This is a genomic window from Bacillus pretiosus (assembly GCF_052947655.1).
The window spans coordinates 1,060,523-1,073,279 of sequence record NZ_CM129593.1 but is presented as its reverse complement, the minus strand read 5'-3'; the positions used below and the strand labels follow the sequence as shown (position 1 = coordinate 1,073,279).

Here is a 12,757-nt window from a genome sequence, read left to right as displayed (position 1 = left end):
TAATCTTCGAAGTTTTTTAAGAGAGTTGATATAATAGAAACAAACCATTAAGGGGGCATTAAAATGAAGGCTATTATTTCATACGAAACACCTCTAGAACAAGCACATTTCACTGCAAAAAATAATGAAAAAGATATGTTTTATAAAGAAAATACAGAAGAATCAGTAGAATCAGCGCTTCAATATGACGTACTAGACGCTGTTGGAGAATTTAAAGGACAACCTGGCTATATCGTTTGTAACAACATTTCTGTAACAGACGAAGGTCGCCCAGTATTTGAAAACCGATTTAAAAACCGAGCAGGCCTTATTGAAAACGAACCCGGTTTCCAAGCAATTCGTGTTCTACGCCCATTAAGTAGCGATACATATGTCATCTTAACGATGTGGGAAACGGAGCAAAACTTTAAAGACTGGACAGAATCACGTTCATTCGAAAACGCTCATAAAAAACGCCCTGCACAAGCGGAAGGACAAGCTCAGGCTCAGGCGCATCCACATGCAGAGCAGCAGAAAAGTATCTTCTCTCGTCCGTCATTTGTGACTACTTTTGATGTGTTAGTTTAAGGATTTTTGTACTGTGGTTTCTCCAAGGCTGCGGTACATGAAATTATATCAGCGATTTTTCGAATATATCGGCGCAACTCGAAATATATCAGCGATTTTTCAGATATATCAGCGCAACTCAAATTATATCAGCGATTTTTGAAATATATCGACTTATCGACAAATCACGACACAAAAAAGGAAACACCGTTACGCACCGGTGTTTCCTTTTTCTTTATACCAATTATATATGAGAAGCGCGTCTTCTTTTCGCATATGCTTCACATTATACCTATGTCCCGCTACTGATACGGCAGCTGTACATAACTCGTCTTTCTTTTGAAAATGCGACTGATTGTATCCTACCGCTTGAACATGCCTTCTTCGCATGATCCCCGTATATTTCGCAAGACCACGGTATACCATGACTAACTGATTCTCTCGTATCATATATCCGCCACTTTTATACCGAGCGTATGCAAGTAACGTAAATATGATAAATAGTGGTATTAAAGTGAACAACGCAATATTTTGTTTGAAATATATACTCGTACCGATGATCGGCAGTGCGAGCACAGCACTTGTAATCCAGCCCATTATTACGTAACGACGTAATGCAGCCTTCGGTAAATGAACGATTTCCTCTTCCATTTCATACGGTAACTGCAAATATGTAAGTAACTGCTGGACATCTTTCTTTTTCATAAAAGGATGTAACATAACTTCATTTCCAGCTGCTTCTATACTTTGAATGACTTCCACTTCGACAGAGCAATAACCGAACGGCTGACGAAGAATGCCTTCTTTCACAGTAATCGCTTGAATGCGGTGTAATTTTAAAACAAACTCTTTCTTATCAAATAACCCTTGCACGATGCGAACTTCATTTCCGTTTCGCTCTATTTTAAAGTTCGCATATTTTAACGCATAGCCAGCTGTCGAAACGACCCACGAAACCGCCATTAAAATCGCGGCCATAACGATTAATTCATATACACCGTTATCCATCACATACGCTTCCACTTTATTTATGAGCCATTCTGGAAGAAATTGATTAAACTCTGTGTAAATAAGAAGTAATCCTGAAAACACTAATCCGAATCTACCAGACGTAATGGAAGCTGCTAAAATCTCTTTCATCGTTAACTGATAAATCGTCTTATTTTCTTCTGCCATGGGTACTTCTTCACTCGCAGCGCTTCTTTTTTTATTTAATAAAGCAATCAGTTCCTTCGCTTCATCTTCTTTAATACCAGCTAACATCACTTCCGGCTCACTACCGCCGCCTGCTACTTCTATATTTAATTTCGTCAGTCCAAGCACTTGATAAATGATGTTAGAAGACGTACTAATATTTTGCACACGTTCTTTATTTAAGTAACTTTCTTTCTTCACAAAAACGCCGTGTTTAATATGTAAAATATTATTCTCAACCCAGTACACTTTGAAATACCATTTTATAGCTGAGAAAATGGCCATAATAAATAATATGGCCAAAAGAACAAGATGAAAGAAATACCAAGGTTTCACTTGACCATCTGATCGAAATAAAACAAGTAAAATAAAAGGCAATAAACCCGCAATTCGAATACCTAATAAAATTGTGATCGGATGTTGCCTCTTATACATCCTCATCACTCACTTTCGCAAGTTCTCCAATTTGTCTTTTCAGCTGCTCTGCTTCTTCTTTCGTTAAACCTGGAATACTATGAGAAGTTGCTGCTGTTGAAATATGTAATTCTGCTAAATTATATTTTCTCATAATCGGGCCCTGTTCAATCGTTACGTGCTGCACACGCATCATCGGAATAAGTACGCGTTTTACAACGAACATTCCCTTTTGTATCTCAATCTCTTCTTCATTTAATCTGTAACTATAATAACGTTGACGTAAATTTGGAAACACGAAATAATCAAGCGGGATAAATACAATAGCGCCTGTTACTAACAAGCCAAACAACCAACCCCACCAATTAAAATTGATCATAAAAAAGAAATATGCAATTACGACTGCTAGTATAACTGCCGCCCCAATTAAAGCGTGGATTCGCCACACTTTCAGCATATTAGAATGAATCTCCCTTTCTAACGGCTGCATCTCATCACTCCAATTATATGAATTTATTAATTATATATTAGTTGGTATATACATATTTGTAAAATTACCCCACGTTAACGGGCAGTAAAACTCCCAAAAAATTTCAGCTGGAGCAAAGAAGTTAGGTGGGCGATCAACTGCCCGTTAACGTCCGATTGGTTCAACTAATAATCAGTGGGGATGAATCTCCCACTGATTAAAGTTTCACTTTATAGTTTTTCTACATCGTATCCATTACTTCTTTAAAATTCCCTTCATTAATCGAATACACTTGATACTGAATGTAATCTATTTCATTCGTATTCGGACGGGCATATGGCAAAATGTTAAATTTAGAAGCAGATCTTCCTAACATATCTACAATCATTAGAGAAACGTCAATATATTCGAAGTCTACACGGAATACTACTGCTTCTCCCGTAAATTCATAATCTTTAATCGCATCATAAGACTTATTCGCACTAATTAACATTACTTTTAGTAGTTGGTTCAAATTTTCCGGTTTAAAATTAATCATATACGCAGCTCCTTTTTTTCAATAAAACACTATGAAAACAGTGTAATCTTATACTTTCATAGCTTTACACATCAATTATATAAAAAATAAAGCTAGTTTTTTATATATTTTTTGATATAATTACATACGGGAAACGGGAAGAATTTTGTCTTCCCTTGTGTTTTTATTTGCATCTAGTACTTTTGCTAGATGCTTTTTTTTATGCTAAAAAAGGTACCCTCATATACTTTGAGGATACCTTTTTCATCGATTTAGTGCATTTCAATAATCGTACCATCTTCGAATACTTTGAATACGCCAGTAAATCCTGATCCAGCTGCGCCTTCTATTTTATATGTCGTACGCACTCTAATTTTATAATATTTCTTTCCATTTTCTACTTGTGTATCTTCTAGCGTGTAATCATATTCTTCTTTATATTCATTTTTGATATATTCTTTAGCTTTCTCAAAAGTAAATGCATTTTGATTCTTTCCTGTCTCAGTTTTTCCGTTCTTTTCTGTTACTACCTTTTGATTTTTTTCTGCCTCAGTTTTTCCGTTCTTTTCTGTTGCTACCTTTTGATTTTTTTCTGTCTCAGTTTTTTCGTTCTTTTCTGTTGCTACCTTTTGATTCGTTACTACATTTGTTTTTTGTGCCTTCGCTGCTACTTCACTCTTTGCACTTTTTTCTTCTTCATTAATTTTAGTAACTAATCCTACTGCTTTTTTATTATATTCTTCAAGGTTCTTATTATCTTTTGTTTCTGCAACTAACTTATTTAATATCTCTTTCGCTTGTGCATAATTTTTCTTACTTATTAACTCTTCACTTTTCGCCAATTGCTCACTATACTTCTTTTTTTGTTCTAACACAGCTAGTAATGCTGTTCGTTCTTCCTTTGCCTGCTTTATAAGCGTATTATTCCCATCCTTCATGTTCTCTACTTTTTCAAATGACTTGATTGATTCTTCTACCTTTGTTTCTTCTTTTAACTTCACTGCTTCAATCATTATTTTCGTTTGTTCTACAAGCACCATTACATCTGAATCGTCTTGTTTCTCATCTAGCGCTTTTTCAAATGATGATAAGGCATTTTTATATTCTTTATTCGTTAACGCGGTCTTCCCTGCATCCATTTCTTTTTCAAAATTCCCATTACTACATCCAGCTAACATTAAACATGTAATTCCAATTACCGTTAATAACTTCCTCATTCTTTCTCCCCCTATGTGTTCCTAAAACAATAACAGCATATGTATAAAAGTCTGTGTAGTAATTAGACTGAAAGTAAATATGTACTGTACATTTCATTTACTATCATTACTTAAAACACCTAAATAGTTGGTATTTGTTTTTCTTCTTTTAAGACAGAAAGGAATTTTAATAATGTGCGTAAAGCTCTCACCAGACTCTTTACTACACACACTCTTATACACATAGAAAAACTATTTTTAGGTTGCTATTTTTTTAACTTTACATATTCTCGGTTGATTGGATATGAACTTCAAATCGTAATATATCGAAAAGAAACAGAAAACAAAACGTAACATAAGTTATGTTTTGTAATTGTTTCGTAACACAAATGTAACATATGATTTTTAAACATACAATAGTTTCTTTACATTATTTTCCCCTATCTACATTTTAAGGTGTTAATACAGTGCTAAAACGAGTTTCATCTCCCACCTGCTATTGGACTATCATCCTTTGAATACTTTAGGAAAAAGCCCTCTTTCTTAAAGTACTCAAATTAATTACATAGATAACTCTTTTTTCACCCAAACATTACGAAGGCCTTTAACCTTTTATTTTCACATTAAATATATATAGCTATTTTTGATATAACCATATTAAGAAAATAGGATGAACTTTTTCTTCCTTTTTGTTTCTATTTGCATCGAGTTCTTTTGCTAAATGTTTTTTATGCCAAATAAAAAAGGTATCCTCCAATACTTTGAGGATACCTTTTCATTTTTATTATCTCTGCTGTTTTCTACCTAATACGAGCAATCCAAAACTCATCATAATAAGAAGTGCTCCCATATATGGTTCCACAGGCATTTTCTGTCCTGTCTTCGGTAATTCTTTTTCAGGCTTCTCTGGATTCGTCGTTTCTGGTTTCTCCGGATTCGTCGTTTCTGGTTTCTCTGGATCCGTTGTTTCTGGTTTTTCTGGATTCGTCGTTTCTGGTTTTTCTGGATCCGTCGTTTCTGGTTTTTCTGGATCCGTTATTTCTGGTTTTTCTGGATCCGTTGTTTCTGGTTTTTCTGGATCCGTTGTTTCTGGTTTTTCTGGATCCGTTGTTTCTGGTTTTTCTGGATCCGTTGTTTCTGGTTTTTCTGGATCCGTCGTTTCTGGTTTCTCTGGGCCTGGTGGTGCTAAAGAAGTCAATTTGTTTAATACTTCTAATTGAACTGGACTTATCATTCCTTTTGTAATTTCAAATGGAATTGGATTAGTTAATTTTTCATAACCCTTTGGTGCTTCTACTTCTACAAGTGTGTAGTGACCTACAGATAAGTCTGAGACTTTCGCTTTTCCTTCTTTATCTGTTGTTACTTTCGTTACTACTTTTCCTTTTTCGTCATGAACTTCAAACACTGCCCCTGATAATACATTCTTACTTTCAGCAGCCATTTTTGTAATTTCTACTGAACCTTTGTCTAACTGTTCATTCTCTACTTTTAGTAATAAAACTTCTGTCATACCTTTTTTGATTTCGAATGATACTGGTTCTGTTAGTTTTTTGTAACCTGGTAAACTCTCCGTTTCTACTAATTTGTATTTTCCTACTGCTAGATCTGAAACTTTCGCTTTTCCTTCTTTATCTGTTGTTACTTTCGTTACTACTTTTCCTTTTTCATCTTGCACTTCAAAGACTACGCCTTCTAATGCTTTCTGACTGTCTTTATCTACTTTTATAACTTCTACTGAACCTTTATCTAACTGTTCATTCTCTACTTTTAGTGATAAAACTTCTGTCATACCTTTTTTGATTTCGAATGATACTGGCTCTGTTAGTTTTTTGTAGCCTGGTAAATTTTCTACTTCTACTAATTTGTAACTCCCTATAGATAGGTCTGAAATGTTTGCTTTTCCTTCTTTATCTGTTGTTACTTTCGTTATTACTTTGCCTTGTTCATCTTGCACTTCGAAAGTTACGCCCGCTAACACTGTTCCACTGTCTTTATCCACTTTTGTAACTTCTACATTACCTTTGTCTACCCATTCATTCTCTATTTTCAATGATAAGACTTTCGTCATACCTTTTGTAATTTCAAATGATACTGGTTTTTCTAGCTTTTTATAACCTAGTAAACTTTCTACCTCTACTAATTTGTAACTTCCTACAGATAGATCTGAAATGTTTGCTTTTCCTTCTTTATCTGTTGTCACTTTCGTTACTACTTTTCCTTGCTCATCTTGCACTTCAAAGACTACGCCTTCTAATGCTTTCTGACTGTCTTTATCTACTTTTGTAATTTCTACTGAACCTTTATCTAACTGTTCATTCTCTACTTTTAGTGATAAGACTTCTGTCATACCTTTTGTAATCTCAAATGATACTGATTCGCTTAGCTTTTTGTAACCTGGTAAGCTTTCCGTCTCTACTAATTTGTATTTTCCTACTGATAGATCTGAAACGTTCGCTTTTCCTTCTTTATCTGTCGTTACTTTCGTTACTACTTTCCCTGCTTCATCTTGGATTTCAAAGACTACACCTGCCAATGTCTTCTGACTGTCTTTGTCCACTTTTGTGATCTCTACTGAACCTTTATCTACTTGTTCGTTTTCTACTTTCAGGGATAAAACTTCTGTCATACCCTTTTTGATTTCAAATGATACTGGTTTTTCTAGCTTTTTATAACCTGGTAAACTTTCTACCTCTACTAATTTGTAACTTCCTACAGATAGATCTGAAATGTTTGCTTTTCCTTCTTTGTCTGTCGTTACTTTTGTTACTACTTTCCCTTTTTCATCTTGCACTTCAAAGACTACGCCTTCTAATGCTTTCTGACTGTCTTTATCTACTTTTGTAATTTCTACTGAACCTTTATCTAACTGTTCATTCTCTACTTTTAGTGATAAGACTTCTGTCATACCTTTTGTAATCTCAAATGATACTGGTTCGCTTAGCTTTTTGTAACCTGGTAAGCTTTCCGTCTCTACTAATTTGTATTTTCCTACTGATAGATCTGAAACGTTCGCTTTTCCTTCTTTATCTGTCGTTACTTTCGTTACTACTTTGCCTGCTTCATCTTGGATTTCAAAGACTACACCTGTCAATGTCTTCTGACTGTCTTTATCCACTTTTGTAACTTCTACATTACCCTTGTCTAACATTTCATTTTCGACTGTTAAAGCAAGAGATTTTGTCATGCCTTTTTCAATTTGGAAAGTAATCGGATCTACTAATTGCTTATATCCTTTTGGTGCTTTCACTTCTACTAACTTATATGTTCCAACTGATAAATTAGTAACTTTTGCTTGTCCTTTTTTATCTGTCGTTATTTTAGCGACTACTTGTCCTGCTTCATCTTGAATATCAAATACTGCATCAGCTAAAGCATCTTTATTTTCTTTGTCTACTTTTGTAATTTCTACATTTCCTGTATCCACTAATTCATTTTCGACTGTTAGCTTTAACGCTGTTACTCTACCCTTTTCAATTTCGAATAAAATTGGTTTTTCAAGTGGTTTGTATCCTGCTGGTGTTTCTACCTCCACCAACTCATACTTCCCAATAGATAAATCTGAAACGTTTGCTTTTCCTTCTTTATCCGTTGTTACTTTTGCAACTACTTTACCTTTTAAATCACGTACTTCAAATACAACATTTTCTAATGGTGCTTTACTATCTTTATCTATTTTTGTTATCTCTACATTCCCTGTATCCACCATTTCATTTTCTACTTTTAATGATAGAACTTCGGTCATGCCTTTTTTGATTTCAAATGATACTGGTTTTTCTAGCTTTTTATAACCTGGTAAACTTTCTACCTCTACTAATTCATACTTTCCTACTGATAAATCTGAAACATTTGCTTTTCCTTCTTTATCTGTCGTTACTTTTTTAACTTCGTTACCTTTCTCATCTTGGACAACGAACGTTACTCCCGCTAACGGTGCCTTATTATCTTTATCTATCTTTGTTATCTCTACATTCCCCGTATCTACCATTTCATTTTCTATTTTTAATGATAGTACCTCGATCATGCCTTTTTTGATTTCAAATGATACTGGCTCTGTTAGTTTCTTATAGCCTGGTAAACTTTCTACTTCTACTAGTTTGTACTTTCCTACTGATAGGTCTGCAATTTTTGCTTTTCCATCTTTATCTGTTGTTACTTCTTTTACTACTTTATCTTTTTCATCTCGTACTTCGAAGACTACGCCTTTTAATGCTTTCTGGCTGTCTTTATCTACTTTTGTGATTTCTACTGAACCTTTATCTAACTGTTCATTCTCTACTTTTAATAATAGGACTTTCGTCATACCTTTTGTAATTTCAAATGACACTGGCTCTGTTAGTTTCTTATAACCTGGTAAGCTTTTCGTCTCTACTAATTTGTACTTTCCTACTGATAAATCTGAAACGTTTGCTTTTCCTTCTTTATCTGTTGTTACCTCTTTGACTACTTTATCTTTTTCATCTCGTACTTCGAAAACTACGCCTTTTAATGCTTTCTGGCTATCTTTATCCACTTTTGTAATTTCTACTGAACCGTTTTCTAACTGTTCATTCTCTACTTTTAATGATAGGACTTTCGTCATACCTTTTGTAATTTCAAACGATACTGGCTCTGTTAGTTTCTTGTAACCTGGTAAGCTTTTCGTCTCTACTAATTTGTACTTTCCTACTGAAAGATCTGAAACGTTTGCCTTTCCTTCTTTATCCGTCGTTACTTTTCTTACTACTTCACCTTTCTCATCTTGGACTTCAAATTCGACACCCGCTAATACTGAACCGTTTTCTTTGTCCACCTTTGTAATTTCTACATTACCTTTGTCTGTCATTGCATTTTCTACTGTTATCGGGAATATACCGTCCCCTGTTACATTTACTTCGAATTCTGTTTCTTTTAATTGGTATCCTTCAGGCGCTTTCGTTTCTTTTAAAATATATTTTCCTGGCGCTAACGGTTTAGAAATTGCCTTACCATCTTTATCTGTAATAATATGCTCAACTACTACACCGTCTTTTACTATATCAAACTCTGCATTTGCTAATGGTTTTTCACCATTTTCTGAATCAATTTTCTTTAATTCAATTTGACCCTTTTGCAAAGTATTTTTAATTTCAATTGCTTTTGTTTCTCCAGCTTGAAGTGTAACCTCTACCGGACTTGTTAATTTTTGATATCCCTCAGGTGCTACTTTTTCATAAACTTTATACGTCCCAGGAGCTAAAGTTTGAGGTACTGAAAAGCCGTTTTCGTCCGTTATCAGTTTTGCAACAACTTCATTTGCACTATTTCGAACTTCAAATTCGGCACCTTTTAACCCTTTGTTCGGATTCTCAGCATCTATTTTATGAATCGATACTGTACCTTCTTTTAGAGCTTCAGGCGGTGTAACATTTACTTCTTTCGATGTTAATGTTTTATCATCAAAATGTAATTCTGCCTTATTAGGAATCTTCTTATCTACGTAAGAAGATAAGTCTGCATTAGCTTTAATTTTCGCCTTAATACTAAGGTTAATTATCTGGTCTTCATATGACTTATAGTCAAAACTCTCACCGAACGTAAATGTTACTTCACTTTTTTGTTTATCTATCTTTAGTGTTCCTTTAGAAGTAATATCTTGGCCATTTTGATCATACACTTTTGCCTCTAATACTTCTAATACATCTTCTAAATCATCACTAATTACCATAGATGTGTATTTAGGAGGATCGTTTGGTATATGTGTACCAACTTGATATTGAATAGGTTGATCCATTTGCGCTAACTGCTGATTCTCTACAAGCTTACCACTCTCATCAACTATATTCTTTTCAATACTAGGTGGATGATCGTCGCCTGAACCAGTTCCTCCCCCACCACTTACGAATACTTCTCCTACTTTTTCTTCAGTTTTAATATTTTTGCCTTCTAATTTCACTGTATTTTTATGAGGCTTTGCAGCGGGATTGGTAATCTTTGTTTTATATCTTAAAATATAACCTTTTGAACTGTCTGGAAATTCAATTGTAAATCCAGTTTTCGTTGCATTGATTTTAATTTTAGATAAATCTGCTGGCTTAATATTTGTTGGTGCATAGCCATCTTCAAATACAGCCTCTTCTAATACTAAGCTATCTGTAATTAATTCATGCCCAGGTCCTAATGTGTCTGTTAATTTAAGATCTTGCATTTCTGTTCCAGTTGCATTTACATATACAAGCCAATCAGCAATTGATGGATCTTCTTGATTATAAGAACCCCATTTCAATAGATTATCTGTATTGGGATGTGGCTTCGGTCTCTCTGTCGTATTATTTACACTTACTTCTTTATTTACGATTTGACCATCAACGTTAAATTCTAATGGAATTTCTTTGACACCATCATATGCTTCTAGCCCAAAGTAGAATTCTACGAATAAAGAACCTTTAACGTTATTCTTTCCTTCTACGTAATCACCCATAGTACATGTCAATAGACCTTTTTTCATCTCACATGTACCAACTGTTTTTCCTTCAGCATCTTTTAAAGGAAAACTCATATTCATAAGATCTTTTCTAAATTCTTTTGGCATATCAATTGTGAATTGATCTCCACTTTTTATTTTTTCTTTAGCTGACCACTTCACTTCTACTTTCATGCCATCTGAGGCTTGATATGGTTCAGACGTTGTACCATCAGTACGGGAGATATTAATCTCGTCCACTGGATTTTTTATCACAGCGGCTTGAATAACTGGAGCCCACACATTTAGCACTGAAAATAATACTAGAAAAACTAATGAAACCATCGAAATATGCCTCTTAGTACTTTTCATTTGCATAATTCCCTCCTATTTTTTATATTTATATAACAAAAAAAGACCGTCCGGTTGCATCAAAAATGTGCAACCAGACGATCTTAGTAACCAATATGTATTACCGTAGACTCTAAGCTTTGCGGCCTATCCTTTCGAATAGTGTGCTAAAAATATTTTTTATTCTTTTTTTGTTTCATTTTCCTCTTAAACCAAATATTACTATACCGTCTGGACGGTTATAATTCAATACTCTATGAAATTGTTCTATTTTTCTAATAAAAAAAAACAATTCACCAGTGCATTAAATAAGCAATGGTGAATTGTTTTACATTATATAGTTCGTATATTCTATTTATATGAATTAAAAATAAGAGCTTGAATCACTTTTTCTCTTAATTCGGGGCTTAGTCTTCCAACCCCTAAATATTCCGAATACCATAATCCATCTGCCGCTAATCTAATAATTGTGGCACAAACTGAATCTATCTCATCATTTTCTATTTTATTTTGCAGTTGCTGAAATGATTGTTTTAACGGTTCAAGTAATTCAGGCTTTAGCATTAATGCTGCCATCATACTACTACCCAGCTCTTCTACTCTTCCCTCATTACTTAATCTTTCCTCTACAAAAGAACGTACCCACCTTCCTTTCTTCTCTAAGTCCTCCGCTACTTTATTGTGAATAGCGTCTTGATACTCCTCCGTCCCTTTGAGTATCATGCCCTCTATTAAAGCTTCTTTAGTTGAAAAGTGATACAACAATCCACCTTTACTTATCCCCGCCTCTTTTGCTACCGCTTCTAAGGTTAACTTAGCAACCCCTTTACATTGCACAATTTGAGAAGCGGCCGCTAAAATTTTTTGCCTTGTTATACTTATACTCATTCCTTTTTAAAACCCCCATTTCTACTAAATTTATATAAATACGTATCTTATTTTTAATATCGCTGAGTAATAATAAATATTTTCTTTATACCACAAAGGCTTCATTACCTTTGAATTGTTCGTTGCTTCTTCTATTAAAAATTTCCATATCATTCAATATGATAACATCAAATACTCACAATTGACTATACATCTATACATTTATATTCGTTGAAAATATATCCATAAACATGAAATGCATACAAATTGATTATCCTTATATATTTAATCTATAATTCAAAGAGGTTTATATGTTCATAAAAATAAAGTGAACTTTTATAAGGATGATTCCATTGAAAAAATTTTCTATTAGTTATTTAATATGCTTACTGGTTTTTTCTATCATTGTGAACGTTTTACAGTATACACTAGTTCCAAATTATGCGGATTCATGGGGACCGATTTGGGTATCTATTATTATGTTTTTAATTCTTGGAAGCATTCCTGTTCTTATCGGTTGTTTATTAGGTGAATTTTGTTATAGAAAAATAAAAGGAAGTCACGAATTAAAGATCGGTATTCCTTTATTTATACTGTTAGGTATTTCCTACAATCATTTATTCTTTATGTGGTTTAATGACAGAGATTTTCTATCCTTTTATTTAAAAGCTTTTCTGGATACTGGCCTTCCTATTACTGTATCATCTTTACTATTTTATCTTATAAGACGGCGTTAATTCTTTCATCATTGCATAAAAAAAATGTTATTACTCCTGATAAAT

Annotated in this window: 8 protein-coding genes and 1 riboswitch; of the genes, 2 read left to right on the top strand and 6 right to left on the bottom strand. The window is 33.9% G+C overall.

The window, feature by feature from the left end:
• Positions 1 to 63 precede the first annotated feature (63 nt).
• On the top strand, positions 64 to 567 hold the full coding sequence (gene hmoB, locus ACU8YW_RS05595) for a heme-degrading monooxygenase HmoB (protein WP_098649081.1): 504 nt from the start codon (positions 64 to 66) through the stop codon (positions 565 to 567).
• A 189-nt stretch (positions 568 to 756) separates the two neighbouring features.
• Here the strand turns inward: hmoB and ACU8YW_RS05590 are convergent, their stop codons facing one another.
• The 6 genes from ACU8YW_RS05590 to ACU8YW_RS05565 form a co-directional block, all read right to left on the bottom strand.
• On the bottom strand, positions 757 to 2,175 hold the full coding sequence (locus ACU8YW_RS05590; RefSeq protein WP_446894042.1) for a PH domain-containing protein: 1,419 nt from the start codon (positions 2,173 to 2,175) through the stop codon (positions 757 to 759).
• Positions 2,168 to 2,644, bottom strand: a complete 477-nt coding sequence (locus tag ACU8YW_RS05585; RefSeq protein ID WP_097908337.1) for a PH domain-containing protein — start codon at positions 2,642 to 2,644, stop codon at positions 2,168 to 2,170. Before ACU8YW_RS05585 ends, ACU8YW_RS05590 begins: the two co-directional genes overlap by 8 nt.
• A 220-nt stretch (positions 2,645 to 2,864) precedes the next feature.
• Entirely contained in the window at positions 2,865 to 3,161 is a 297-nt protein-coding gene (locus ACU8YW_RS05580) for a protoporphyrinogen oxidase (protein WP_097908338.1), read from the bottom strand.
• A gap of 251 nt (positions 3,162 to 3,412) precedes the next feature.
• Positions 3,413 to 4,357, bottom strand: coding sequence for a hypothetical protein (locus ACU8YW_RS05575; RefSeq protein ID WP_097908339.1), 945 nt, complete (start codon positions 4,355 to 4,357; stop codon positions 3,413 to 3,415).
• A 763-nt stretch (positions 4,358 to 5,120) separates the two neighbouring features.
• The gene (locus tag ACU8YW_RS05570; RefSeq protein ID WP_446894041.1) at positions 5,121 to 11,135 is read right to left on the bottom strand and encodes a SpaA isopeptide-forming pilin-related protein; all 6,015 of its coding nucleotides are present in this window, start codon (positions 11,133 to 11,135) and stop codon (positions 5,121 to 5,123) included.
• Between the two features lie 59 nt (positions 11,136 to 11,194).
• Positions 11,195 to 11,287: riboswitch (cyclic di-GMP riboswitch) on the bottom strand.
• Positions 11,288 to 11,459: 172 nt separating this feature from the next.
• The gene (locus tag ACU8YW_RS05565) at positions 11,460 to 11,996 is read right to left on the bottom strand and encodes a TetR/AcrR family transcriptional regulator (RefSeq protein WP_060489215.1); all 537 of its coding nucleotides are present in this window, start codon (positions 11,994 to 11,996) and stop codon (positions 11,460 to 11,462) included.
• Positions 11,997 to 12,328: 332 nt separating this feature from the next.
• Here ACU8YW_RS05565 and ACU8YW_RS05560 point away from each other — a divergent pair, with 332 nt between their 5' ends.
• On the top strand, positions 12,329 to 12,712 hold the full coding sequence (locus ACU8YW_RS05560) for a hypothetical protein (protein WP_426933933.1): 384 nt from the start codon (positions 12,329 to 12,331) through the stop codon (positions 12,710 to 12,712).
• Positions 12,713 to 12,757: the final 45 nt, after the last annotated feature.

Bases quoted from the DNA above. Each gene is read 5' to 3' on its own strand.
- hmoB (WP_098649081.1), top strand. From the start codon at position 64: ATGAAGGCTATTATTTCATACGAAACACCTCTAGAACAAGCACATTTC.
- ACU8YW_RS05590 (WP_446894042.1), bottom strand. From the start codon at position 2,175: ATGTATAAGAGGCAACATCCGATCACAATTTTATTAGGTATTCGAATT.
- ACU8YW_RS05585 (WP_097908337.1), bottom strand. From the start codon at position 2,644: ATGCAGCCGTTAGAAAGGGAGATTCATTCTAATATGCTGAAAGTGTGG.
- ACU8YW_RS05580 (WP_097908338.1), bottom strand. From the start codon at position 3,161: ATGATTAATTTTAAACCGGAAAATTTGAACCAACTACTAAAAGTAATG.
- ACU8YW_RS05575 (WP_097908339.1), bottom strand. From the start codon at position 4,357: ATGAGGAAGTTATTAACGGTAATTGGAATTACATGTTTAATGTTAGCT.
- ACU8YW_RS05570 (WP_446894041.1), bottom strand. From the start codon at position 11,135: ATGCAAATGAAAAGTACTAAGAGGCATATTTCGATGGTTTCATTAGTT.
- ACU8YW_RS05565 (WP_060489215.1), bottom strand. From the start codon at position 11,996: ATGAGTATAAGTATAACAAGGCAAAAAATTTTAGCGGCCGCTTCTCAA.